At 40.1% G+C, this 26,847-nt stretch carries 24 protein-coding genes; all 24 read left to right on the top strand.

The annotated features are described in order from the left end of the window. Position 1 precedes the first annotated feature (1 nt). Positions 2-1,051: a glycosyltransferase family 4 protein gene (locus OU792_RS01065; RefSeq protein WP_134202242.1), complete on the top strand. Its 1,050-nt coding sequence runs from the start codon at positions 2-4 to the stop codon at positions 1,049-1,051. Next, positions 1,039-2,886, top strand: a complete 1,848-nt coding sequence (gene asnB, locus OU792_RS01060; RefSeq protein ID WP_274669237.1) for an asparagine synthase (glutamine-hydrolyzing) — start codon at positions 1,039-1,041, stop codon at positions 2,884-2,886. The genes OU792_RS01065 and asnB overlap by 13 nt, the downstream gene beginning before the upstream one ends. Beyond that, positions 2,886-3,848 (top strand): MraY family glycosyltransferase, encoded by a 963-nt coding sequence (locus OU792_RS01055; protein WP_274669236.1) that lies wholly within the window; start codon positions 2,886-2,888, stop codon positions 3,846-3,848. Before asnB ends, OU792_RS01055 begins: the two co-directional genes overlap by 1 nt. Positions 3,849-3,850: 2 nt before the next feature. After that, positions 3,851-4,798 carry a glycosyltransferase gene (locus OU792_RS01050; protein WP_133390172.1) on the top strand — a complete coding sequence of 316 codons (948 nt, stop codon included), beginning with the start codon at positions 3,851-3,853 and terminating at the stop codon, positions 4,796-4,798. 430 nt (positions 4,799-5,228) lie between these two features. Then, on the top strand, positions 5,229-5,699 hold the full coding sequence (locus OU792_RS01045) for a hypothetical protein (RefSeq protein WP_026944780.1): 471 nt from the start codon (positions 5,229-5,231) through the stop codon (positions 5,697-5,699). Positions 5,700-5,721: 22 nt separating this feature from the next. Beyond that, positions 5,722-6,300: a hypothetical protein gene (locus OU792_RS01040; RefSeq protein ID WP_026944781.1), complete on the top strand. Its 579-nt coding sequence runs from the start codon at positions 5,722-5,724 to the stop codon at positions 6,298-6,300. Continuing rightward, positions 6,297-7,136, top strand: coding sequence for a hypothetical protein (locus OU792_RS01035; protein WP_100629600.1), 840 nt, complete (start codon positions 6,297-6,299; stop codon positions 7,134-7,136). Before OU792_RS01040 ends, OU792_RS01035 begins: the two co-directional genes overlap by 4 nt. Then, complete coding sequence (locus tag OU792_RS01030; RefSeq protein WP_274669235.1) at positions 7,123-9,573, top strand: leucine-rich repeat domain-containing protein; 2,451 nt, start codon at positions 7,123-7,125, stop codon at positions 9,571-9,573. Before OU792_RS01035 ends, OU792_RS01030 begins: the two co-directional genes overlap by 14 nt. A gap of 532 nt (positions 9,574-10,105) precedes the next feature. Next, positions 10,106-11,077, top strand: coding sequence for a glycosyltransferase family 2 protein (locus OU792_RS01025; protein WP_274669234.1), 972 nt, complete (start codon positions 10,106-10,108; stop codon positions 11,075-11,077). Continuing rightward, the gene (locus OU792_RS01020; RefSeq protein WP_274669233.1) at positions 11,049-11,834 is read left to right on the top strand and encodes an acyltransferase; all 786 of its coding nucleotides are present in this window, start codon (positions 11,049-11,051) and stop codon (positions 11,832-11,834) included. The genes OU792_RS01025 and OU792_RS01020 overlap by 29 nt, the downstream gene beginning before the upstream one ends. A gap of 37 nt (positions 11,835-11,871) precedes the next feature. Next, positions 11,872-13,020 carry a dTDP-4-amino-4,6-dideoxygalactose transaminase gene (gene rffA, locus OU792_RS01015; RefSeq protein WP_274669232.1) on the top strand — a complete coding sequence of 383 codons (1,149 nt, stop codon included), beginning with the start codon at positions 11,872-11,874 and terminating at the stop codon, positions 13,018-13,020. A 334-nt stretch (positions 13,021-13,354) separates the two neighbouring features. Next, entirely contained in the window at positions 13,355-14,830 is a 1,476-nt protein-coding gene (locus OU792_RS01010) for a hypothetical protein (protein ID WP_274669231.1), read from the top strand. Beyond that, a complete protein-coding gene (locus OU792_RS01005; protein ID WP_274669230.1) occupies positions 14,827-16,398 on the top strand; it encodes a hypothetical protein in 1,572 nt (523 codons plus the stop codon). Before OU792_RS01010 ends, OU792_RS01005 begins: the two co-directional genes overlap by 4 nt. Next, positions 16,395-17,561 carry a hypothetical protein gene (locus OU792_RS01000; RefSeq protein ID WP_274669229.1) on the top strand — a complete coding sequence of 389 codons (1,167 nt, stop codon included), beginning with the start codon at positions 16,395-16,397 and terminating at the stop codon, positions 17,559-17,561. The genes OU792_RS01005 and OU792_RS01000 overlap by 4 nt, the downstream gene beginning before the upstream one ends. A gap of 693 nt (positions 17,562-18,254) precedes the next feature. Beyond that, on the top strand, positions 18,255-18,761 hold the full coding sequence (locus tag OU792_RS00995; protein WP_274669228.1) for a winged helix-turn-helix domain-containing protein: 507 nt from the start codon (positions 18,255-18,257) through the stop codon (positions 18,759-18,761). Between the two features lie 127 nt (positions 18,762-18,888). Continuing rightward, the gene (locus OU792_RS00990) at positions 18,889-19,860 is read left to right on the top strand and encodes an ATP-grasp fold amidoligase family protein (protein WP_222583689.1); all 972 of its coding nucleotides are present in this window, start codon (positions 18,889-18,891) and stop codon (positions 19,858-19,860) included. Positions 19,861-20,208: 348 nt separating this feature from the next. Then, positions 20,209-20,928 (top strand): class I SAM-dependent methyltransferase, encoded by a 720-nt coding sequence (locus OU792_RS00985; RefSeq protein ID WP_134202252.1) that lies wholly within the window; start codon positions 20,209-20,211, stop codon positions 20,926-20,928. 31 nt (positions 20,929-20,959) lie between these two features. After that, a complete protein-coding gene (locus tag OU792_RS00980) occupies positions 20,960-21,826 on the top strand; it encodes a glycosyltransferase family 2 protein (RefSeq protein ID WP_274669227.1) in 867 nt (288 codons plus the stop codon). A 61-nt stretch (positions 21,827-21,887) separates the two neighbouring features. Beyond that, complete coding sequence (locus OU792_RS00975; protein WP_274669226.1) at positions 21,888-22,817, top strand: ATP-grasp fold amidoligase family protein; 930 nt, start codon at positions 21,888-21,890, stop codon at positions 22,815-22,817. 695 nt (positions 22,818-23,512) lie between these two features. After that, entirely contained in the window at positions 23,513-23,878 is a 366-nt protein-coding gene (locus tag OU792_RS00970) for a four helix bundle protein (protein ID WP_274669225.1), read from the top strand. Between the two features lie 135 nt (positions 23,879-24,013). Next, a complete protein-coding gene (locus OU792_RS00965) occupies positions 24,014-24,790 on the top strand; it encodes an ABC transporter permease (RefSeq protein ID WP_222583686.1) in 777 nt (258 codons plus the stop codon). A 693-nt stretch (positions 24,791-25,483) separates the two neighbouring features. After that, a complete protein-coding gene (locus tag OU792_RS00960) occupies positions 25,484-25,861 on the top strand; it encodes an endonuclease domain-containing protein (RefSeq protein WP_274669224.1) in 378 nt (125 codons plus the stop codon). 355 nt (positions 25,862-26,216) lie between these two features. Beyond that, positions 26,217-26,495 (top strand): AAA family ATPase, encoded by a 279-nt coding sequence (locus OU792_RS00955; RefSeq protein ID WP_222583684.1) that lies wholly within the window; start codon positions 26,217-26,219, stop codon positions 26,493-26,495. A 60-nt stretch (positions 26,496-26,555) separates the two neighbouring features. After that, positions 26,556-26,847: nucleotidyltransferase family protein (locus tag OU792_RS00950; RefSeq protein WP_274669223.1), on the top strand; the 292-nt coding region annotated here is incomplete at its 3' end.

Raw genomic sequence — 26,847 nt, 5'->3', positions numbered from 1 at the left:
AATGAGAATACTGTTTTTGGGTGAGACCTACCGGGCAGATGCTATTACCTGGATAAAAGGAATCGAAAAGGAGTCAGGTCTAAGCATCGAAACCAAGGAGCTTTTCAATAATCAGTCTAGGGCCAAGCGAATTTTGGAGGCTTTTAGATTTTTTTGGAGCTTGATTTTTTCTTCAGAAAGATATGATTTGGTCCTGGCGGAAAGATCAACTAGCTATGGTTTTTTCAGTTTGGCAGTGAAAGCCAAAGTAAGAGTGGTTGCCCAACAGGGAATCTCCGATATTTGGTCCACCAATGCTTTAGGAAGATGGATTAAATCCATTCTTCAGAGAATTGTTTATCGAAATGTGGATTTAATCCATGCTTGGGGCTATGTTATGACCTATGCCATGCTTCAATCCGGAGCTCCACCACATCGAATATTGGTTCGACCCAAGGGACTAGATTTGTCTCTTTTTACTTTTTCAAAAAAAGCCATCAATGAAAAGCGATTTACTATAATTGTTACGAGAAGTCTTTTTCCTATCTACAACCATGATAAAATTCTAGAAGCTTTAGCAATTATACGTGAGAAGGGCTATGATTTTGAGTGCATTATGATTGGTGATGGAGTGGAAAGTGAGCGTTTGATTGAAATGACTTCTCACTTGAATTTAGACAACAACATCAAATGGCTTGGTAGAATTGATAATGATGATCTGCCCGAATACCTAAGCCAAGCTGACATCTATCTTGCCTTTCCTGACTCTGAAGGGGTGTCAGCCTCATTATTTGAGGCGATGGCCTGTGGAGCATTTCCTATTGTGACAGATTTGCCTGCCAACCGGGCTTTTATTGCTCATGGTCAAAACGGCCTGCTTGCCAATCAAGGAGATGTACAGGACCTAGCCAATAAAATAGAGCGATTTATGATGAATCCTTCGAAGTATAGAAAGGGCGTTGTTGCAAACCGAAAATATATTGATGAATACTGCAACAGAGATCAAAATATGAGACATTTTTTTGAAGTTTATTCCACGCTAGTAAAGGAAAAATCACAATGTGCGGAATAGCAGGTTTTTGGAATAAAAGTGGGCAGCCAGCCTCCTATCAAAAATTGAAGGAGATGACTGATGAATTGTACCATCGTGGGCCAGACGCAGCAGGTTATGAGGTATTAGATGATGTAGGTTTAGGACACCGAAGACTTTCAATTTTGGATTTGAGCGAGCATGCCAATCAGCCTTTCCAATCTTCTTGTGGACGCTTTCATCTGATTTTCAATGGGGAGATTTTTAATTTCAAGGAGTTTTATCCAGAGCTGAAGCATAAAGGATACACCTTTAATACCACTTCTGATACTGAAGTATTGCTTTATTTATTGATGGAATATGGGCTAGAAGTCTTGCCCAGATTAAATGGTTTTTTCGCGTTTGCTTTTTGGGATCAGTCTCAGCGAAAGTTAGTCCTGGTGCAGGATAGGTTTGGCGTAAAGCCTATATTTTGGACAGAAAATGAGGACTATTTGGCTTTTGCATCCGAACCAAAAGCTCTTTTCAAGCATGGACTTCAAAAAGAAATCGCTGAGGAATATCTGGATGAGCAGTTCTTTTATAGACATGTCAGTGGAGAGAACACCATTTTTAAGGGAGTCCGTCGCTTTCTTCCGGGGCATTATCAGGTATGGAAGAATGGAGTTGATCTTCAGTCTTACACTGCTTGGTTCAATCTTGGTGAAGCAGCATTGGCACATCCCAAAATCCAAAATCCACTGGAATGGTATAAGGAAACCTTCCTTGATTCTGTCAAATTGCGGATGATTTCAGACGTTCCGGTGGGCACCATGCTGAGTGGAGGCTTGGACAGTAGTAGCATCTTGTATGCCCAATCGAAATTAGGCTTTTCTAATTTAAGTAGCTGGAATCTTCGATTCAAAGGCTTTGAAAAGGATGAATCAGATCTTGCAGAGTCCCTTAGTAAGGAGCTGAATGCAGCCTATCACGGGTTTGATATCCTCGGTTCAAATTTGGTGAATCTGCTCAATGAAAGTATTCTGATAAACGATGAACCATTAATGCATTATACGGACGGCTTACTCTTGGGGCTTTCTAAGGAGGCAAAGAAAAATGTGACCGTTCTACTTACCGGAGAAGGAGCTGATGAAGTGCTTGGTGGATATGTAAGACAAAAGGTTATGGGGAAAAACTTTATGTATCAGCTTTTAAATTTCCTAAAATATGTTCCCGAAAATTGGGTGAAGAACTCACGATTAAAAAAGCTGGCTCATTATCTAGAATTTAGAAATCCAGATTTCCATATTCTCACCAATTCCAATGAATTGTTCCTGCATGATTTAAAACGATTGGGTTTAAATTCATTGAATATTTTGCCTCAATATAGAATCCAGAAACTAGAGGAAGCCAAGAAGTATTTTCCAAAATCAAAGCTTCGGCAGCTTCTTTACTTGGATCAGCAAATTCATCTTGGGACTTTAAATGATAAAAATGACCGTACGACCATGGGAGCGTCCATCGAATGTAGGGAGCCCTTTTTAGACTATCGCTTAGTCACAGGCGTCAATAGCCTCCCTGATGATTGTTTTTCAACCAGTGGAAAAGGCAAGTGGCTTTCTATGAATACTATCGGTAAAGAATTACCAGATTACATAAGAAATCACGAAAAAATAGGTTTGGCTATTCCGTGGAATAAATATTTTCTTGAAATTCCAGAACTCAGGGACCACTTAGAAAATATGCACAAAAGTCCCCTGTTTGAAATCGGACTCTTTAATTACCTTGATATTTCAAAAATTGTAGAAGATTTTAAAGTGAATCCAGTTCAAAACTATTCTTATGTAAGGTCTCTATTTTTCAATAGTTACTGGTACCAAGTTCAGTTCAACTCATAATGATACTCTCGTACTTATCCGTATTTCTATTTTTTCTGTTGATCGCCTTAGTCTATTACCGTTTAGCCTTAAGGTTTGATATAGTAGATCGTCCCAATTCCAGATCTTCTCATACTAAAGTGACCGTACGTGGGGGAGGGATTCTTATTCCCGTTGCTGCGCTTTTGTGGTGGATGGCCTACGATTTTCAGAATACCTGGATGATTTTGGGCATGATGTGGATTGCTGCGATCAGCATGCTTGATGATATGTTTGATATCTCAAGGCTTCTTAGATTCGGAATACAGTTTTTAGCCTTATCCTTTGCTTTTTGGGATCTCAACCTTTTTTCCCAAATTGATTGGTACCTTCTTCCAGTTTTCTACTTCTTTGGTTTGGGGGTTATCAATGCCATCAATTTTATGGATGGTATCAATGGAATAACAGGATTGTACTCCTTGGTCTTTTTCGGTAGTCTTTTGGCTGTAAATGAATACTTACCAATTTTTCCTGAACAGCTATTGTCATATCAAATTCTAGCTCTTTTAGTCTTTTTCATTTTTAATTTGAGGAAAAGAGCCCTGATGTTTGCAGGTGATATCGGTAGCATTTCGCTTGCATATTTGATGATATATCTGCTTACCAAATGGTACTTGATAGATCATAATCCGATCATTGTTTTGTTCTTACTGGTATATGGAATTGATATTTTCTTTACCATTTTCAGGAGATTGATCAAAGGAGAAAAAGTCACAGAACCGCATAGAACCCATCTGTACCAGTACTTGGTCAATCAGGTAAAAATCGATCATGTAATTATAGCACTTGTTTATGCTATACTGCAGTTGCTTATTAATTTTGGACTATTTATTTATAATGGAGAGTATCCAAATCTCACTATTGCCTGGGCAATAATGATTGCACTCTCACTCATTTATCTTGCCCTGAAGAAAAGAATACGGGAAAAATATCACCTGAACTAATCATGACTATTTTAATTCATAACATTCCCAATTTTTATTCTTCCTACTATTTACTGAGCCTATCCAAACTCTTTGATTTGAAATTTCAATCAAACTCTGAATTCTCAAAATTCAACAACCGAGGATTTATCATTTTTTCACTGGAAGGAAGACTGGCAGTCATCGATAATCATGACCCGGTAGGAGTGAATGATGAGCTTTACAAAAAATGCCATCTTTACTTTGCTACGAATAAATTACTTGACAATCCAAGCTATCAACAGGAAAAGGTAAGACCTTTATTTCCTCATTATCCGGTCAATATCTTACCATTATATCTGAAGACTTTTCATTTCCATTTATTGACGAAATTAAAGCCTAAAGACTTTGCAAGAGAAGTCTATGTTCTGAGAAAAAGACCTGATTATAAAAACCTGGAGGATAATTATCACTTCCATCCTTATGTGTTTTTTTCAGGAAGTACATGGAAAAAGGAGACTTGGGCCAATCAAATTAGAGCCGAATTTATCCGGGCATGCAAAAAGCATCCAAAGATTGAATTTGAAGGAGGTTTTATTCCCCGCTCAGATGGTAATAACTTTGGATATGACGAAGAGCTGAACACCAAGACCTACTCTCCAAAGCTTTTTTCAGAGCTTAGTGCCAAATCCCTCATATCATTAAACAATCCTGCTGTTTTGGGAGCGGTTAGTTGGAGACTGGCAGAATATTGGAATGCAAGTTCATTTGTTCTTTCATTTCCTTTTGCCATCGATCTTCCTATTTACCCTGAGGAGGGAAAGGAAATCGCATACATACATTCTTCGGAGGAATTTGATTCTAAATTAGATGAGATAATCAACGATCCGAGCTACCACGAGAAAATATCTAGAGGAGGGAAGGCTTTTTTTGAAAAATATTGTACTCCTGAGGCCCAAGCTGCCTATCTCAAAAAAGAAGTGCTCGACTAATCAACCAAATCACAAAGAAAAAATGCCCGGAGAAACCCCGGGCATTTTTTATTGGCTTAGCCTGATTAAAACTTAACACTGACATAAAAGTCGGAATAAAAACAAAGCAAAAACATCCCCTAAAATGGGTATTTTTTGGCTATAAGAAGTTTTTAAATCAAGTGAATTATAGTTTAATAGCCCTATTCACTCAAATTAGCCCTCAAATTTTAAATTGATCTTTAGCTAATATTTTTCCTTGAAGGCCCGAAAAATCAGGAACTCAAGGTTTGGTTTGTCATTAATTCAACCATTCATCCGAATTTTGCAATAATTGACAAAGTATCAATTGGATTTGGCTCGCCCTTTGTCCTAATCTTCACTGATTTTATTTAATTTGGCAGAATCTTTAGAACCCCTCAAAAAGCAAACAACTAAATTTAATTCAAAAATGAGAGAAAAGTTAATCACCTTGACTTTCAAGCGAGCACTCCTCATCGTGGGAGTTTCTATCATCGCCCTTGGGGCTTGTAAGTCCAAAAAGAAAGCTGTTCAACCTGAGCCAGAACCAGCACCTGTTGAACGTGTTGAAGAGACTCCGCCACCACCTCCTCCAGCTCCATCTGCAGAAGAGGTAGCAGTCGAGAAACTTGAATCTGCTTTTAATACCGTAGCAGGTTCTAGCAGTCCGTCTATGGCTAATCAATCTATCGAACAAACATTGGCCATGTTTTCTAACCAAGATACTCCTGTGCTGATTGTCATCCATGAAGAAAATGGAATCAAAGATTATGATGAACCTACCACCATCAGAAAGTATCTCGAGTACCTGAAGGATACCAAAAAGAATCTGAACTTCATCAGCGATATCCGATTGGATGCCAATGGAAAAGTATCTGAACTTGAATTGAGAAGAAAATAATCACTGCTAGAACTCTAAAAAAATGAAAAATAATATCATCTTATTTCTAGGCTTGTTTTTAATCAGCACAGCGACAGTTTTTGCACAATCGGAGACTATCAGCCCTGCTAGAAAGCAAGCTATTGACTCTCTTGCCCTTGAGAAAGTAAAGGATCTTAGTAAATACATTGCCATTATCGGAAGCAAGGAAACTCAGTTTTCTGAAGCCAACCGCGTAATGGACAGAGCTGAAGAGCTATTCGCACCGGGTGCTGAAATGGGCGTATCCAGTATCAATACCAGCGAAATCGCTTACTACAAAGTCAGAAGATATTTTGAGCGTCTGATGGCTCTCAATTATGACCGTGTAAATATCACTTGGTATGACATTCAGTACATTTCAGACCTTGAGCGTCAGCCTGATGGACGTTATGTAGGGGTAGTGACTATCTTCCAGCGATTCGAAGGTACATCTATCGAGACAGGAATGAACTACAAGGATACGACCAAGAAAGACATCACGATCTATGTAGAGAAAAAACAAACCCAAATCGCGGGTAGAACCATTGAATTTTGGGATGTCATGCTCGGCGATGTACGAGTGACTGAGACTTCCGCATGAGAATTACCCTGATTACCATTGCGATATTTATCGCAAGCCTTTCGATTGTAGCCGCCCAGGGCATTGGCTCTGGGGGCACAATCAAAGATGACGGTCGATTTGCAGCCTCGACCAAACAACTCAATCAATTTTTCAGAAGATTCAATGCCGAAGAATCTCCCGACGGCAATACCCGCTTTTATACTGGAGACTCTCTTTTTCAAAATAAAGAACTACGCCGCCAGTTTATTCAGCGACTCTTTGATAATGAAACCAGCGGGATCAGTGCTGATCTGAAAAACCAATTTATCAATCAAGTCCTCTCAGACAATTACCCTCAATACCTCAAATTCCACTTAGGGGACTGGTTTTCAGAGGTGAAAGCTCAGTTTATGTTTCAGGGAAAAAGGGAAACAGCAACCCTAATCCTGAAAATTCAACCCCAAGGTCTCGGTTACGAATGGGTAATTGATGCGGTGGATTTTGGACCTTTCCGCAATCTCTTCGATAAACCTGTCGGTGATGAGAAGGATTTTCTTCATCCACTTTCCCATGAATTGGGTTTTATGAATCTTCGCAGGGCATTTCAGGATTCAGAGCTACCCGAAGCCTTTACCGAAAGCTCATTTTCACCGGATTATTTGACGATTTTTCTTTATGAAATGAAAAAAGGAAACCTGAAATTTGAAACGGTGAGTAATGTTAAATTTCACTTTTTTCAAATAGATGGCTGGTATTTTGAAGTAGCACAGTTCAATAGACCCGGATTTAACACAGGCTGGTTGATTTCCAGTTTGGTCAAACTCAATACCGGGGACAAAGAAACATTGCAAAAGTATATTTATGGTTCGAATTAGATTTCTTCTACTTTTCTTTTTGATAATCACTTGCTTACCGATCTATGGGCAAGACATAGAAGGGTACAGCAAGGAGGAAATCACCGAGTTTTCTGGAAAAGTGGAGGATCAAATCCGCTTTTTGGAATATTTGCTTAATACCATCGGTTCTTCTGAGACCTCCACACGAGACAAGGATGTCATTATTCGGGAGAGCTATTTGAAAATATTTAGGGATGGAACTGTACAGGTAGAAGATGACCTGGTTCTTGACCGGAAAGTAGTTACCAACAAAGATGTTACCGCCTACCTGAAGGATATCGAGTTTTTTTTTCAGGATGTTAACTTCAAGTTTAAAGTAAGGGAGGTAAAGCCCGGTCAAAAAGAAAATGGAGAGGTGTTTTTCGTAGTCTCCATGGACAGAACCATTGAGGCGACCGCCAAAGACGGGAACAAAATTACAGATACCAAACCTCGGTTTGTAGAGGTGAATCTTGAAGAAAACTCCCAAGAGCTTAAAATCGCCAGCATCTACACTACCAAGCTGAGTCGCGATGAAGAACTTTTGGAGTGGTGGGAGATTTTGGACCCTCATTGGAAAGGCTATTTCCTCGATCGATTTGCACTTTCCGCTACTGATTCGATCAGTCTAGACGAGTTGTATAAATTCGTTTCAGTAGACTCTTTGGATATATCAGGTACTGATTCATTACTTGATTTGACTCCGCTTGAGGCGCTTCGCGAACTCAAGTTTATCGATCTTAGTGATACCCGAATTGTGGACTTGGGACCAATCTCCAATGTTACATTTCTGGAGTATTTGGATGTTTCTAATACTCCGGCCTCAGATATTCAATTCATCAAATATTCCGAGCGTCTGAAGCAACTTGATATTTCTGAAACCCAAATAGCGGAAATTGATCCCTTGCTCAACCTAAAATCACTTGAAAGATTGAAAATGTACCGCACGCCTGTGCTGAGTTTTCAAGTGCTAAATGAATTTCAAAACCTTCAATACTTGGACCTGACCGAAAGTGGGTTTAACAATTCAGAAAATATTAAAGATCTGAAGCGTTTGAAGGAGCTCAATTTGAGTAAGAATTACCTAATCAATTTTTCTAGCTTAAGTGAATTGGATTCTTTAAAAAGTATTGATCTATCAGAGACAAATATTATTGATTTAAGCCCTCTTAGAAGTCTTGATCTGCTCGAAACCATCAATCTCACCAATACGGAAGTGGCAGATATTTCTGGCTTGAATGCCAAGTCCAATCTTCGTAAAGTTCTCGCGGATGAGACCAAACTTTCGGTCATCGCTGCAGATAATTTTATCAGGGCAAATCCTGACGTTCTTTTGATTCACCATGTTCGGGATCTCGAAAGTTGGTGGACAGCTCTTTCGGAGCCTTGGAAAAATGTGCTTCGAAAAGCTAATCCTCAAATCCGGGGAGAAAACCCCCCGGATGTAGAACTACTGACTTCCACCATTGGTCTAGAGTCTTTGGACCTTGCGGGGATGGAAGTGAAAACACTGAATCCCATCACTCGTTTCGTGAAGCTTCGAAAGATTGATTTCTCAGACAATCCAATATCGGACTTGTTGCCGCTGTCTGAAGTCAAGACTCTTAAGGAGGTAAAAGCCGAAAATACAGATGTACAAGATTTGGCACCGTTGACAAATTTGGACTCCTTGGTGCGGTTGAATTTTTCGGGAAGTCCCATTGAAAGTATTCTACCAATTCAAAGCCTTGGAAATCTTACTTACCTGAATGTGAATCAGGCCAATTTCTTGGAGGAGGAAGTCCCACAATTACTTCAGATTAAACCCAATTTGACGCTTGTGTATAGAAGTGAAGAATTGGCTACTTGGTGGGAAACACTACCTGAGACATGGAACGAACAGCTCAGAAGGCAATTCAGTCTTCCTGAAAATCCTAGTACGGAGCAATTGCATAATCTGACAGCATTGTCTGAATTAAGTTTCGAGAGAGTTTCCTTTAGTAACCTATTTCCTTTGAAGGTATTTGTGAATTTGAGGGAGCTTTCCATTTTTGACGCTCCACTCACTGATATCAGTCCTGTTGCTGAACTGAATTTACTGACAAAGCTTCGGCTTTCTCAGGTGCCTGTTACAGATTTCACCCCTGTTTCCTCACTGTTTCAGTTGACGAATTTGGACATCTCCAATACTGGTATCGAGGATCTGACATCTCTATCAAATCTTTCTGAACTTAGAGTATTGAATCTATCCGGGACCAATTTGAGAGTACTTAAAGGTTTGGAACCATTACTTCGTTTGGAAGAACTTGATGTAGCAAGCACCAATCTTCGTTCACTCCGCCCTATTGAAGATTTGCCAAACCTTATCAAATTATCCTGCTTCAATACCAGACTAAGTAGTCGAACAGTGGATCGATTTAGGGAGTCAAATCCAAATTGTGAGGTTAGATACTATTAAAAAACAAAGCCCTTCGCAAGAAGGGCTTTGTTTTTGTCTCTGATTTAATGAGAGTTAAGGGGTAAAAAAGTGTTGAAAAAAATCCCTTATAATTTTCTATAAACAATGATGAGAAAAGCTGCTTAATCACCCTGATTCAAAGGTAAAAATCAAAACCGGAAAAAAAATACCATAAAGTGGGTAATTTTTGGAATGAGAGAAGGGTAGTTTTCCACATTTTTGCACATAATCAATTTTTTATATAATTATTTATATTATAAATTCCCAAACTTCAAAACCCACCAACCTCCTAACCTCCCAACCCCCAAACCTCCCAATTTCCGAACCCCGAACCTCGAACTCTGAACCTCGAACTCTGAACCCCGAACCCCTTAACCTATCAATTCGACAATTAACCTCCAAGCCAACTCCTAATTCCTCATTCCACATTCCTAATTCCTCATTCAACATTCCTAATTCCTAATTCCTCATTCAACATTCTTTCACTTCCCTCAATCAGGAATACCCATATTTCTTTATTTTTGATCTTCCCATGGCAAATCAAGATTCCGGTAATTTTCCAGTTAATATTTCGGTGGTGGTCCCAGTATATAAAGGAGGGAATACCTTGGAAGAATTGATTCAAAGAATTTTGGCGGCTTTAAATTCCGAGAGTCTTTTATCAGAAATTATTCTTGTGGACGATGGCTGCCCTGAGGGATCTTGGGAATTGATCGAGAGGCTTTCGGAAAAGAATGCTGAAGTTTTTGGGATAAAGCTTTCTCGTAATTTTGGTCAGCACTATGCCATCACAGCAGGCTTGGACCATGCGAAAGGCGAGTGGGTGGTAGTGATGGACTGTGATCTGCAAGATAGGCCTGAGGACATTCCTATGCTTTATCAAGAGGCACAAAAGGGATACGAAGTGGTCTTGGCAAGAAGGATGAATCGGAAAGACGATGCCTTCAATGTTTGGACCTCCAGAATATTTTTCTATTTCTTATCCTATCTTTCTGGCAAAACATTTGATCCAGCCATTGGCAATTTCGGAATCTACCATTTCAAAGTAGCAGAATCTTTTTGCAGAATGCGAGAGCCTGTACGGGTATTCTCTGTCATGATAAGCTGGATGGGCTTCAAGTCATATACCATTGAAGTGGAGCATCAGCATAGGCTTGTAGGCAAAAGCAATTACTCTTTCCGAAAAAGAGCAAACCTAGCTTTAGATATCATTTTAGCCTATTCTGATAAACCTATTCGATTGATGGTTAAAGTAGGCCTATTGGTATCTATACTAAGCTTTCTTTTTTCCTGTATAACATTGATTCGGTATTTCATGGGATCGATTACAGTCTCAGGATATACCAGTTTAATCCTATCTATTTCATTTTTTTCTGGGATTTTAATGATGATGATAGGTGTCGTAGGATTGTACATTGGGAAGATCTTTGAAGGTGTAAAAGGAAGGCCCCTGTATTTAATTGACCGAATGACTCATGGAGAATATACAGGCGAATCAAATTGAATTAGGGCAGGGAGTTTTTATTCATCCTACCGCAATTATTAGAGGTATAGATGGTCCTGCTGATCGTATTCGAATAGGGGATCAGGTTTACATTGGGGCTGGAGTTCAAATTATTTGCAATGATTTTCAAATTGGGGATTATGGCAAAATCCATCATCAGGTGACTATTCATGGATATCAATCCTGCTCAATCGGTCACAATGCCTGGATAGGTCAGTTTGCCATTATTGACTGCATAGGTGGAGCGACCATCGGCGATAATTGTGGTATTGGGGCTCATTCTCAATTATGGTCTCATATCAAGTTTGGTGACACGCTTGAAGGTTGCCGATTCAATTCCCAAAAACCCTTAAAAATTGGTAATGATGTATGGTTTGTCGGGCATTGCATTGTAGGGCCTATTGAAGCTGCCGATAAGTCAATGGCCTTAGCCGGTTCAGTCATTACCCATGATATGGCGTATAATCAAATCTATGCCGGTAGCCCTGCCAAATCAATTTCTTCCAAACTCGGAAATCAATTTATAGCGGTAAGTACAAAAGAGAAAATGGAAAAAATGAGGCAGTACTTATCCGAATCAGGAGTTGACCAAGAAAAGATTATTTTGGTAGCTCATGAGAATGAAATTAATTGGGAGAATTCGGATAAAACTTACTTTGCGGTTTCACCAAGAAAATACACCAAAAGGCAAAGTGTGGATGAGGTGAATTTCATGAAGTACCTACTTCCTGAAAAAGCTAAATTCACCCCTTTTTAAGGTTGTAATAAATACATTAAAATTAAACCGGGAACGAATGATCCCTTTCAACAAACCTTACTTGACCGGTGCTGAGCAAGATTACCTTTCAAAGGCAGCAGCCTTGGGTAAACTCTCTGGGAACGGCTATTTCACGCAGCTTTGTCAGACTTTTTTTGAAGAGCAGTACGGTTTTGGGAAATGCTTTCTTACGACTTCCTGTACAGATGCTTTGGAGATGGCTGCTTTACTTCTTGATATTCAGCCCGGTGATGAAGTGATAGTACCGGCTTTCACCTTTGTTTCTTCTGCCAATGCCTTTGCACTTCGAGGGGCAAAAATCCGTTTTGTGGAAAGCAAAGCCGATTTTCCTGGGCTGGATGAAGCTAAAGTAGAAGAGCTGATCAGTGAAAAGACAAAAGCAATAGTAGCCGTACATTATGCAGGAGTTCCATGCGATATGGATGTCTTGCAGCAATTGGCCGACAAATACAATATTATATTAATTGAAGATGCTGCGCATGCAGTGGACTCATTTTATAAAGGAAAAGCTTTGGGAAGCTTTGGTAAATTGGCAGCCTTTAGCTTTCATGAAACCAAAAATGTCCATTGTGGGGAAGGAGGGATGCTTGTGGTCAATGATCCTCAACTCATAAAGCGTGCAGAAGTGATTTGGGAAAAGGGGACAGATCGGGCAGCTTTATTTCGCGGTGAAATCGATAAATACGGTTGGAAGGATTTTGGCAGTAGCTTCTTGCTTTCGGAATTGCAGGCTGCATTTCTTTTTGCCCAATTAGAAAACTTGGCTGGGATTCAATCCAGAAGAAAAGCCATTTGGGAGGACTATTCAGCTTGGTTTTCCGGGAAAAAGGATCAAATACAAGTCTTGCCTTTATCTTTTTTGCAGCTCTTGGAAGAATGCTTGAAAGGTTTGGGAGAGGTGGGGTTTCAAACTCAACCTGGTAACTATCATCTATTTTATTTGCTTTTTGAGTATGCCGATCTACGACAAGAGTATATTCAAAGGCTGAAGGAGAAAGGAGTGTTGGCGGTATTTCATTATCAAAGCTTACACAAAAGCGAGTTTATCCAAAATTATCAACCGGAAGAGTTTGTCCGACATCTTCTCAATTCCGATCGCTTCAGTGACTGCCTTCTGCGACTTCCACTCTTTTATCAATTACCAAATTTATTGGTGGAGAGTTAGAAATGTTGAATTAAGAATTTTGAATTAAGAATGAGGAATGTTGGAGTAAAGGGTTTAATATTTCGGATTCAAATTTTACAACTTTAAATGCTTTAATTTTCAATATAATTATCCGCAATGATACCAGTAGATCAAAATGGCCTCGACTTCGCTCGGCCTCCGGGTTTGAAGTTAATTATGGGAGGGGAGAAAAAAGGTGCGTGGCCCCTTTTTTCTCCTCTCCCCAACCTAGAAAACAAACGGTCACCGAGCGAAGTCGAGGTGAAACCATATAAAATTCCGTAACTGGTAGGATTGCGGATAATCAGATTTCCAATCTTCCAATCATTCCTAAATGCCCAAATTTCTGGTCATAGCTACAATTATATGTATCGCCATGGTTATCCTGGGGATTAATCGCGGATTTGATGTCTCAGATGAGGGCTTGTATGTTTTGCTAGCCCATCCTCTTCAGGAAAATCAAGGAGGAATTTTTAATTACGATCTGTTTTTTAAGCTTTTCCACCAAATCACCGGGATTCACTATGGAATAGTTGGTTTGAGGATTCTCCGACTTTTCTTTTATTGCTTAGGAGCATTGGGCTTGGCTGTTTTTTACAGAAATCTGAAGTTTGAAAAGCAGCTATCTTTTGAAGTTTATCTTATTTCTCTTTTAGGATTAATGGCCGGATATGGCTTTCTTCCTGCTAGCTTATCCTACAATCATCTTTCCGTTGTACTAGCTGCCAGCTGTATAGCATTGCTTTCGACTAGATTATCAAAATTGACTCAAAACTTAAGCTTGGGTCTCCTTCTTGGGATTTTGGTCTATGTAAAAGTGACAACAGCATTACTTTTGGGAATATTGACGATTGGCTTAATGCTTTATGAAAAAAGGCTCAATTGGAAGGTGCTATTTGCTTTGCTCATTCCCTTTATTCTTTTGGAGGGGATATTTTATTTTACTCTTAGCGAAAATGCCATTATTCGACTAAGCGCTGGACTATCCATACAAACCGGTCGAGAAGATTACCATTGGTGGACCTTAGTCAAGCATACTGGTGTTGGAGCTTTTTGGTGCTTGTTGCTCTTTCTGATTTCTTTTTTATCCTTTCGCATTATCAAAAAGAAATTTTTTCAGGCCTTACTTATTGTCCCAGTATTTTACCTGACTTTTTTCATCACCCATATAACTGATGAATGGAACCACTTTTTCCTGCTCTTTGGAGTAGTAATCTGGGCTTGGTTTTTTGCAAAATCCGATTTTTCCCGATTTCCGGCGAAGGAAAAAGTCTGGATATTTCTTCTTTTGGTTTTGCCTTTTGTGCTTCATTTTGGAAGTAATGTCTACTGGCTGAGATTAGGGGTTCATTACTTGGTTTTTTGGATCATGGCGTGGTTGATTCTTGCAGGCAAATCGCGATTGAAATCACTCCAATGGGTAGGTATTGGCATCTCTTTTTCAGCCCTGCTTTTGGTATTCAATGGACTTTGGTGGCATCCATTTGAGCAAAAACCACTTTGGAAGAATACAGAAAAATGGGAATATCTTCCGGGTAAATCTACATTGCTTAGTCCCAAGCAGGTCAATGGTTTGGAAAAATTGGTTTCTTTATTTCCTGAGCAAGAAGAAATTCTGGCGGTCTATAGGATTTCAGGGGTGCCTTATTTACTAGGAAAAGTTCTCCCCAATAGTCCAGGGTATTGGGACAGAGAACAATTGAAAGGTTTTTTTCCCAATGGCTATTCCAAAGATGTCTTATTTTACCAAGTGGATTCTTTGCCAGAAGGATTTACGGAACCTCCCATTTTAGTCACGGAATACCTATGAGTTTATCTCAAGCAGTTGATAAATCTTTTCTTTTTTGGGCAATAGGCCTTTTTCTTGGCTTGGGGATGATCTGGTTTCTGCCTTGGCGATTTCAGACCAATGACGATGTGATGATGATGTGGCTGGTTTCTGGAGCCTACACGGGCGAACCCGAACCTTATGCAGTATTTATTCATCCCTGGCTAAGCTGGCTTTTTTCTACGATTTACAGCTTTTTTCCAGAGATTAACTGGTATGGTTTGACTTGGTTTGGAGTGAATTTCCTTTCGGCTTTTCTTTTGTTAAAGAAAATCTGGTCTATTACTTTTCCAGCTATTCAAAAGCACTTCTGGAGTCTCTTTATTGCTCTGATTTCGTTTCACTTTGCCTTCTTCCCTCAGTTCACGCTGATCGCTGGTTTTGCCGCGTTAGCAGGCTTGATGGTCATATGGGATTCCTCACTTCCAAGATTTCGCCTTTGGGCATTTTTGGCTTTATTCATGGGCTTATCCATTCGATGGGAATCCGTTGCCTTGATCAGTTTGGAATGGATCTGGGCTGCTTTGGTTTTCCTTCAGGTCAAAGATGGGTTTTCCATTTCCAGAGGTCTTTTGCTTATTAGTTTCGCAGTTTTCCTTGTTTTAGGAAAGTGGGCATATGAAGAATGCCTAGTTTCTCCTGATTATTTGGATTTCAACCAGGCAAGGTCAAAAGTCTTAGACCATCCGGTTTTTGTTCAACAATCTCAAGAAGGGACGATCCCGGATTCATCCGATTGGTTCTTTGTTGGATCCTGGATGTTTGAGGAGCTTCCTCTAAATAGAGCAGATTTTCTTGCTAAAAAACAGGAATTGAATCTGCACCTTTTTGCCTGGGAAGCAGTAGGTGATGGACTAATTCGGCTATTTCGGGTTCAACGAACGGAATTGTTCAAATCCATGCTCATTGGCTTTCTATTCCTTTCTTTTTTTACAACAAAAACTGGAGGCAGGCAAAAGGCTCTCTTTTTGGGACTTTGGTTGGGGTTTTATCTGGTGTTTAACCATTTTAACTTGCTTTTGGGTCGGGTTAATTTGCTGTTTTTCCTGGTGTTGCTTTTTCCGGTTTTACAATTCCCGGATTCCTTGGTTTCCCGAAAACTTACTGCTGGTCTGATTGTTCTTCTTGTCCTTTTCTTGGGTATTCATACTTTCAATTTTTTCAAAGAAGCCCAAGGTAGGTTGGCTTTTCAGGAGGAATTTGATCAAATGCTTTCTGAGGAAAATACCGAATCTCCTCTTTTCCTCGAAGGGGTAATGGAGTACCTTTTCACGGACCATTTCAATCAAAACCATCAGGTTCCTTTCCTTAGTTATGGATGGATTTCCAGAAGTCCCATGCAGGAAAAAGCCTATGAAATAAGAGGATTTACCAGCCAAAGAGAAATGGATGAATTCTACCTCTTAGCTTTTCAGTCACCTGATCCTTTGATTTTTCCAGACTATATGAACCGAATTTATCCTGGCTTTACCCTTCAATCTGAGCTGAAAAGCGAAAGTTTGGTTTTGCTTCATTTTATAAAATCTAAGTCTTATTCTTCTGGTCCATGAAGATGATTCCCCGTTTACCGGCTTTTTGGATAGCTGCCCTTTTAGTCACCCTAGGGTATTTCTGGATTACCTATGAGATGCTGGCTGGAAATATATTTTCAGATTTTCTGGCCCATCTGGATATTTGGAATTTTTATCACGAACGTGGGAAAATCCCCTTTCCACCGCTCTACTACCTTACTTTTTTTGGGATCAGCACTGTGATTCCAGGTTCCAAAAGCCTTAAAATCGCCCTTCTACTCATGATGGGAATCAGTTGGTTGGCAAAATACCTCCTGACTTATCACTTTCTTAAAAATGAAATCCGAGAGAATCCATGGCTTGCTTGGATTCCCTTTGGCTTGCTGTTGATGTTTCCGCTAGTTCTTTTGAATTGGGAAGGAGAATATTGGCTTTTGGGAAAAATGACCCCCAATCTCTGGCATAATGGTAGCACTATTTTCGTCTTCCCTTTTTGTATGCTCTTGTTTTGGGAGGTAAGGAAATGGTACATTGGCAGCCAACCCAATTTTATTCCATTGATCAGCTGGACGCTTCTGGTTTTATTGATAAAGCCAAGCTATCTGTTTGGATTAATTCCCGGGCTGATGGTCATGGCCATTTTTTCAAATACGTCCAGAAAATCAGTCTTTGCTACTGGGATTTACTCGGTTTTGGTCATGTCATTTTTATTGGGAAGCAAGTGGCTGATTTTTTCAGAAACGGCTGAAGACAGTCTGTTTTACAATTTCAATGCCCGTGGAGATGTAATGATTGATCCCTTTGGAGTTTGGCGAAAACTCTCCGAAAACCCGGTTTGGGACTTTTTTGGCAGTTTCCCGCTCTTGATAGCTTCTTTGATTTTCTTTGGAAAGACACTTTGGGCAAATCCTGAATTCCGCTTGGCTTTCCTGACTTTCTGCTTTGGTATCTTAGTTTTTTTCCTTTTCGCAGAAAGCGGCCCAGGCTACCTGGACGGTAATTTTTACTGGCAAATTCCTGTATCACTTTTTATTCTTTACCTCGTTTTGGCAATGAATCTCTTGAAAATGCTTGGAGAGAATTTTATCAACGAAAAACCAAATCAGTTAAAACTTTCATTGCTGGGCTTTCTTTTTGCAATTCATGTCTTTTCGGGTCTAGCTTACCTTATCCGAATACAAGTGGTAGGTCAGTTTTTTTAATTCATTCCTTTTCCAATACTCCAAAAGATAGTTTCCTCGCTTATGACTAGTCCTAAATCCGATCAGCTCCTCAGCTCGACAATTTCTCCATTCGACAACAAGCCCCAACGAACGTAGAACCCAAAACCTCGAACCCAGAACCCTCAACCTCCCAACTTCCATACTTCCAAACTCCAAACTGTCACATCGAGCGAAGTCGAGATGCTAAAACGTACAACGTTCTATGTTCAGCATTCTACGTTCACATAGCTTTGGGAAACGCCTTAACGCTTAACAATTAACAATTAACTATTAACTTCTCAGTTCGACAATTCATCGGTTCATCAATTCGACTTGGAACAAGGAGCCACGAACTTCGAACTTCACATTAACCTTTAACGCTTAACGCTTAACTCCTAAACCCCCAAACTTCCTAACTTCCTAACCCCCAATTCCTCATTCCTCATTCATAATTCTCGGAACCCCAACTCCCACTTCCAAAAGATAGCTTTGTCGCTTTTTGCGAATCGAAAAAGATTAAAATCAGCACAGATCCTCGCTATGACGTCCCAATCACACTTCCAACAACAAAAACATTTGCCAAAAACACCAAAACCCCTTAATTTAACCGAGTAAATATTTTACTCAACATTCTTCATTCTCGATTTTTCATTCCTAATTCATAATTCCTCATTCTCAATTCTTAACTAACTCTTGCTAGACTCCCTCGTCACATCCAAAACCCGAATCAAGCTTCTGCTGAAGTTTTTTTCTCATGCCAATTCAGGTTACCTGCGCTCCCTTGCCAAGGAATTTGATGAATCCACCAACTCCGTACGGGTTGAACTCAATCGACTGGCAGATGCAGGACTCTTAGTGGCTAAAGATGAGGGCAAGACCAAAATGTATAAGGCCAATGAAGGACATCCCTTTTTTCAGGAAATCAAAAACATGGTATCCAAATTTTTAGGTTTGGATGACTTGATGGAGCGAATCGTCAAGCGAATGGGGGAGGTAGAAAAGGCTTATATCGTCGGAGATTATGCACAGGGGATTGACTCAGGGACGGTTCAGATGATACTTATAGGAAAGAATTTGGATCGAGACTACTTGGATTTCATCCGGGAAAAGACCTACGAGAAAGTCAGCCGAAAAGTAGAAGTAGAAATTCTCGAGTCTGACCCAGGAGATATTCAAGGCATCTTAATCTTCGGAAAATAACACCTGAAATCTTACCTACCTAAACTGGTATTGAACCGGAATTTCCAATTAGGATATTTCTCAATCTCAGTACTTCAAACCCTTACTATTAGGGCATAATCCTTAATTTTGCGACAAATTAACATTCATGACTATCAGGGAAGTTTTCAGAAAAGGGTATCCTCAGAATTTAAAGGATAGAATGCTTTTTAGTTTAGAAAAAGCTAGAAATTTCCCTAAAATCCATAGGATTTTCGAAAGAATGGTGGGCTATCCCTTGGATTTAAAAAACCCCATCACGCATAATCAGCGAATATTTTTTAAGAAAATATATGATAGGAATCCGCTTCTAGTCATTACCTCGGACAAGGTGAAGGTCAGGGATTATATCAAAGAAAAGTTGGGGAAAGAGCTAGCCGAAGAACTCCTGATTCCTACCTACTTTGTGTCCAAAACAGGGGATGATATCCCCATGGATTCCTGGAATCATGATTTTTTTATGAAAGCAAATCATGCTTCGGGTTTTAATAAATATGTATCTACTACTGATGATCCAAAGGAAATCAAGGACTTAGCCAAATCATGGCTGGCTCAAAGCTACGGGCAACATTACCTGGAATGGGCCTACAGAGATATTCCCCGCAGGGTCATTTGTGAGCAGGTATTGGTTGATGAAAGAGGTAAAATCCCCATGGATATCAAATTTTACTGCTTCCATGGAAAAGTGAAAATGGTAATGTTTGTGGATGACCGATTTGAAGATCAGCAACGATCCTATACGGATGAGAATTTAAGGGAAATACCCGGTCCCCAAACCTTAGGATTCCCGAAGCTGAAGCAGATTCCCTATCTTGATACATTCGATAAAATGAAGTCTATTAGTGAAAAGCTATCCGAGGACTTTACCTATTGCCGAGTAGATCTATATTCCATAGGTCAAAAAATATATTTCGGAGAAATCACGCATTATACCGGAGCAGGCTTGGAAAAGTTTGATCAGTATGAGACAGATTTAACTTTTGGCGAGTTTTGGAAACCTGAAAACAAGGATTTGAATTTTTTCGAGCTGTATGAAAAAATAAAAATTCCCTCCTTTTCAAAGAAGCAAGAAATCGTCTAGTCCAGAGGAAATACCATCTTTTTTAGCCTTGTGAGTTTAATGTCTAAGAGTTTAGCATCAAGAATCAGGTACAAAGTCTCAAGGACTAATCTTAATGGCTACCGAAACCACGAATAAAGAACTTCAAACCCAAAACCTTCCCCCAATTCCTAATTCTTCATTCCTCATTCCTCATTCCTCATTCCTCATTCCTCATTCCAAATTCCACATTCCTCATTCCAAATTCCCAATTCCTCATTCCTCATTCCTCATTCATAATTCTCGGAACTCCAACTCCCCCTTCCAATCCTTCTCTTTTTTTTTATATTTAGGCTCTAGCTTAATTACCTACACGTAACATCACCCTTTATGAGTACCAGTAACAGGTATGTCAAACCATCCCATCGGATCCTTGCGCGCTTTTGCAATGAGCTTTGGAAATACATCAAGCAAGGAAAGCCCATCTCGGAAGCCATAAAAGGATATTCAGCTTACTATGATTACAATCGCGTACGGGTATTCCCCTACGAACGCCAACTCCCATGGATCAATCATTTTGCCTGTGAACGCCTCCGCGAATTGATCAAGCCAGGAATGAATATTCTGGAATTTGGACTGGGGGGCAGTACGCTGTTTTTTAGAAATTTAGGAGCCTCAGTTTATTCCATAGAGCATGATGATGAATGGTTTCAAACCGTGAAAAAGGAGCTGGAGAACGACAAAATGGTTTCACTTCATCTGTATAAGCCAGAAATCGATCAACCGGAAATTGAGGATAAATACCGAAGTGTGCATGGACTATTTTCGGAGGGGATGTCTTGGAAAGCTTATGCACATGCGGCTGATCATCTCCCGGATGAAGCCTTTGACTTGATCCTCATCGATGGACGGGCAAGACCCGAATGCCTTCGCAATTCTATCTCAAAACTTAAGCCGGGAGGGATGCTGGTTTTTGACAATTCTGAACGAGAATCCTACCAACAAGCAATGGATGAATTGATGGGTAATTGGCGCTGCGAAAAGTATCAGGGAGTACAGATTTGTGATCCTTTTTTCTCCGAAACAAGAATTTATTTCAAACCCGCTTAATCTTTCAGATTGCATAGCTAATTTGCCCTTCATGGCTGAAAAACTAGTTTCTATTCTCATCCCCAACTTCAATAAGGAAGCATACATTCCGCACACTTTTCAAAGCATCTGTGAGCAGACTTATACGAATTGGGAGTGTATAGTCGTAGATGACCACAGTACCGATGCTTCATTGGATTTGCTCCATGACTTTGCTGAAAAAGACCCCAGAATAAAAGTAGTCCGAAGGCCTGAACACCTACCAAAGGGAGGGAATTCCTGTAGAAATCATGCTTTTTCGCTTGCTTCGGGTGAGTTTATTCAATGGTTTGATTCGGATGACCTGATGCTGCCGCATTGTCTGCAGGAGAAGGTCGATTTCCTTGAATCCCACCCTGAATTTGCCTTCGTGGCTTCTAAAGCTGAAATCAAATATGAGAAGGACTACAAGGGCAAAAGGACCTTTCATCAAAATATCCAATCCGAACAAGCCATTGAAGACTACTTGAGATTTCGAATTCTCTTTATTACCGGTGGGCCACTTTTTAGAAGGAAAGTTTTTGAAAAAACCGGGCTCTTCTCTTTAGGATTGAAAAAACATCAGGAATGGGAACTCTTCTTTCGAGTCATACTCAATTATCCCACCTGGGGAATTATTAATGAGCCCACCTATGTCTACCTGATCCATGGGAATAGCATTTCAGGGCAAAGTGCCAATAAACGCGAAAAACTCGTAAATGCTGAGGTTGCAGCCATCCAAACAGCCCTAAACCCGACCACTAATCCCTTTATTTCCAAAATTCCCCCATCGGTTTACCGGAAAACTTCCCTTCGCTACCTCAAATTTTCCCTCATTCACAAAAGGATGCAGGATGCTGGCTGGTTTTTTACTCAATACCTAAGACAATTGACTAGGTAGAATGACTTACTGCTAAAAATCAATATTTCAGCATTCATTACTAAACTCGAATCCCCAGCAATTGAACTTAAAAGCAAAACTGAATAGCACCTACGATCGGCTCTATGACCTCCGGGAGCGATTCTTGGGCTATCCAAAACTGCATGAGATCTTCAAAAGGCACAATGGATTTGACCTTAACCTTCATGATCCCTGGACCTACAATGAATGGGTGGTTCATAAAATTTTATTTGACCGAGACCCACTTCTGATTCAGACTACAGATAAGTTTGCAGTGAGAGATTATGTTCGCCAGAAACTGGGCACCAAAGAGGCAGAGGAAATTCTGATTCCCATCTATCATGTCAGCAAGAATGCTAGAGACTTTCCCGAGGAACTTTGGCAAAAAGAATATTTCATGAAAGCCAACCATGGATCCGGCACCAATAAATTGGTCATGCCTGGTACTGATCCTCATAAGACGCTCCAACTTGCCAAGGCTTGGCTCAATTCAAGCTATGGACAAAGACGTCATGAATGGGCCTATCGCGATATTCCAAGAAAGATTATTTGCGAAAAGGTGATCCGAAACGAAGAGGGAGATATTCCCATGGATATCAAATTCTATTGCTTTTATGGAAAGGTCAAATTCATTCTCTTTTTCAATGGGCGCTTTGGAAAACCATCCCGTGCATTTACCGACCCAGACCTTCAACTTATCCATGGGGTGCAGTCAGGCATACCTGATTTGGAAGATATTCCTTCCTATTCTACCCATCAAAGAATGATTGAAATTGCCGAGACTTTGTCCAAGCCCTTTGTGCATGCGAGAGCAGACTTTTATTCAGTAGGAGAGAAAATTTACTTTGGGGAATTGACCCAATACTCAGGTGGAGGAATTGAGCATTTCGAGTCTTACGAAATCAACCTAGCCCTTGGACTTTTATGGCGACCCGAATACAAGGATAAAATCGTCTGGGATTGCATTCAAGAAGCATCAACCAAGTACTAGGTATCAAGTAGCTAGTATCAAGACATAAGTGGTAAAAGGGAGAACCAAGAAATCAGAAACAAGAACCAAGACCATTAACCTCTAACAATACCTCGGATTAACCCTTAACAATTAACGCTTAACATTTAACCCCCATACTTCCAAACTCCAAACTGTCACATCGAGCGGAGTCGAGATGCCAAAAGAACCACGAACTTCGAACTTCACATTAACCCTTAACGCTTAACGCTTAACATTTAACCCTTAACTTCTCAGTTCGTCAATTCATCAATTCGACAATAGCCCCAAAATCCCATTATTTCAAAAATAAATTTGCAAATCCCAAAGCACCGAGTAATTTTATTACTCAGTCGTCATTGCGAGGAGGTCAGTATGACCGACGAAGCAATAGAAAATGAAGAATTAGGAATTTGCAAATGAAGAATTATGAATCAGATTCGGGGGTTTGTTGTCCAGAATAAAAACTCCTAATTCAACATTCCTAACTCCTCATTCAACTTTCCTAATTTCTAGCTCCTAACTGTGAGTGAAAGGGCGAAGCTGTGATTAATGTAGAATGATGAATTTTAAAATGCGGAATTAGCAGTCTCACCAAAATTCAACATTCCTAATTCCTCATTCCTCATTCTAAATTCAACATTCCTCATTCCTCATTCCTCATTCTAAATTCATCATTCCTAATTCCTAATTCACCATTGCCCAAGGAGAATCACATACTTACAAAAACCTTTGAATTTGCTAATAAGTCCATCGATCTGTATCTACAACTTCGAAAAGCAGGTCATTATCGATTAGCAGATCAATTTGTTGGTTCGGCTACTTCAATAGGAGCAAATGTGGAAGAAGCTCAGGCAGCACATTCTAAACTGGATTTTATAGCAAAGATGGTCATTGCAGCCAAAGAAGCCAGAGAAACTCGATACTGGCTTCGGCTATTTAATCGGGAGGAGCTTGGAGCAAATCATTCGGATTATGAGTTCTTAAAAAATGAAATAGAAGAAATTTTGAAGATTCTTAATTCAATCATTAAATCTAGTAGAGAAGGAAAACGCAATTCATAATTCAACATTCCTAACTCCTAATTCCTCATTCCCCATTCTTAATTCAACATTCTTCATTCTCCATTCCTAATTCCTAACTCCTCATTCCTCATTAACCCTCATTACAAAATAATCGAACCCTCCTCCGGCTGGAAGATGGTAGACTTCAAGGAGCTCTGGCGCTATAAGGATCTCCTCTATTTCCTGACGCTCCGCGGTATCAAAGCCCGCTATGCACAGTCTATTCTCGGGGTGTCTTGGGCGATTATCCAACCCCTATTCACCACTGTGGTCTTTACCCTGGTGTTTGGTGGCTTGGCAAAGGTAGATTCGGATGGAATGCCTTATATCCTTTTTTCTTACTTGGCCTTATGGCCTTGGAACTACTTCTCAGGCACGCTGACCGAATCAGCCAATTCCCTGATTCAAAATGCGAATATGATCACCAAGGTCTATTTTCCCAGAATGGTCCTGCCGCTCTCCGCCATCCTGTCTAAGATGCTGGACTTTACCATTGCCTTTGTGGTCGTGATCTTTATGCTCATCTATTTTAAGCAGCTCCCCGGATGGGGAGTGCTCTTTACCCCGCTTTTGATCTTACAACTCCTGCTCTGCAGCCTGGGAATCGGGATGTTTCTCTCAGCCTTGGCGGTGAAATACCGAGATGTAAAGCATGCGCTGACCTTCTTGGTGCAACTTCTACTCTATGCAGCACCTGTGGTCTATAGCACCTCGGCTGTTCCTGCTGAATACCAAAAATTCTATATCCTTAACCCCATGGTCGGGGTCATCGAAGGATTCCGAGCCGCCTTCCTCAACCGCCCCATGCCCTGGGAATGGATCTGGCCGGGGACTATCGTAGCAGTGGTCGTCTTTGTGTTTGGGATGTTTTATTTCCGCCGAATGGAACGAATTTTTGCGGATGTTGCATAATCTTTACCCCTCCCGGCCTCCCCTGAAGGGGAGGAGTGATCTCGTTTCCAAGAAAATATTTGTTTAAATACCCTATTAAAATTGAAACCGGTGCCTAAGTCCCCCTCAAGAGCCTGTCCCTGCCTGTCCCGAACTTGATTCGGGAAACTAGATTCGGGAGGGATTTAGGGGGTAAAGAAATAGAACGAATCTTTGCAGACGTTGCATAATCTTTACCCCTCCCGGCCTCCCCTGAAGGGGAGGAGTAGCTCCCCCGATCCCTCCGCCGCGGCGGAGAGGGAGTTGGTTTCGTTTCCAAGACTTTATTCTTTATTTGTGAAAACATTATTTAATTTGAAAACGCTACCCATTTCCCCCCTAAAGGAGGGCTAGGGGGGTAGAAAACAATGGAGAGGATATTTGCAGATGTTGCATAATCTTTACCCCTCCCGGGCTCCCCTGAAGGGGAGGAGTAATCTCGTTTCCAAGAAAATATTTGTTTAAATACCCCATTAAAATTGAAACCGGTGCCTAAGTCCCCCTACAGGGGGATTTAGGGGGTAATAAATCTTCACCTCCCCCGCCCCCTCCTGAAGGAGGGGAGTTGGTTTCGTTACTAAAAGCTGACTTTACGACACCCATTTGATTTTGAAAAAGCTACCCAATTCCCCCCTCAAGGGGGGCTAGGGGGGTTAAAACAAAGAAGCAAACAAGATGTCCTACTCAGAAAACCTTTTTTACGGAGCCTCCCCCGAAATCCATAAAAGAGCTAAAGAACTTAGCAAGCAAATGACTCCAGCGGAAAAGGTTTTATGGAACTTCCTTAAAAATAAATCTCTGGAAGGATTCAAATTTCGAAGGCAGCATCCCATAGACAAATACATCGTGGATTTCTATTGTCATCAGAAAAAGTTAGTGATTGAAGTAGATGGAAGTATCCATGATCAACTGAATCAAAAAGAATATGATTCTGGGAGGACTAGTGTTTTGGAGGAATTTGGTTTAAAAGTAATCCGGTTTAGAAATGAAGAGGTGTTGGATAATTTTCAAAGTGTAATTGGTCGAATTTCGAAAGGTTTGACCTCACCCTAATTCTCCCTTGAAAGGGATTAGAGTCTCCACCAATCCCCCCTCAAGGGGGGCCCGGGGGGTAAAAAAATGGAACGGACTTTTGCTGATGTAGCGTAGGAGTTCGAAGTTTTATGTTCAACGTTCAAAGTTCAACGTTAATTAACGTTACGTTCCTGCCGAGGGCAGAACCACTTCAACGTAGAACTCAAAACGTAGAACGTCCAACGTTACGTTCCCGCCAACGGCAGCAACAATTAACTAACAATACAGAACCTCCAAAACCTTCAACCTTATTACTCAGTTTTGAATTTTTTTTAGCTTATGACCATAAAAATCTTTTGAATTTTAAATATTTTTATGGTTATAACCCTAAATAATGATAAAGAGAAACCTTTATATCGATAAACTCAAAAAATTTATCGGAAAACCTCAGATCAAAATTATTACCGGTATCCGAAGATCCGGGAAATCTACCGTCTTGAGGCTATTGATGAATGAATTGACTCAAATAGGGGTGAAGGAACATCAGATTATCTACCTGAATTTTGAAAGTTTTGCCAATGCTCATCTTACTCAAGCCCAAACGCTTTATGAGGAGATAAAAGGGAAAATAATCGGAGCAGAAAAGCATTACCTTTTATTTGATGAATGCTAAAAAGTGGAAAATTGGGAAAACGCAAACCAATATTTATCTATTTAGATTTACCTTTACTAAGTGAGTAAAAAAAAGCAAAATATTGATAATCAAGTGAATGAGCCTGAATTGGAATCCTACAGACTAATCAATGGATTAGGTTTAATCAATTCAGCTTTACCGAAAATCAGGTCTTTCTGCCAAAAATATTATGTAGATACCTTAGTCTTGTTTGGTTCAGCACTAAAAGGTCCTTTTACCAGCGAATCAGATATTGATTTTTTAGTAAAATTCAGGTCTATACCTTTAGAAGACTATTTTGAAAATTATATCAATTTTAAAATAGAATTAGAAAAGCTCTTAGGAAGAAAAG

The organism is Algoriphagus sp. NF, from assembly GCF_028823735.1.
Classification (GTDB): domain Bacteria; phylum Bacteroidota; class Bacteroidia; order Cytophagales; family Cyclobacteriaceae; genus Algoriphagus; species Algoriphagus marincola.
Note: the sequence above shows the minus strand (reverse complement) of the source record. Positions and strands in the feature narration are given on the sequence as shown.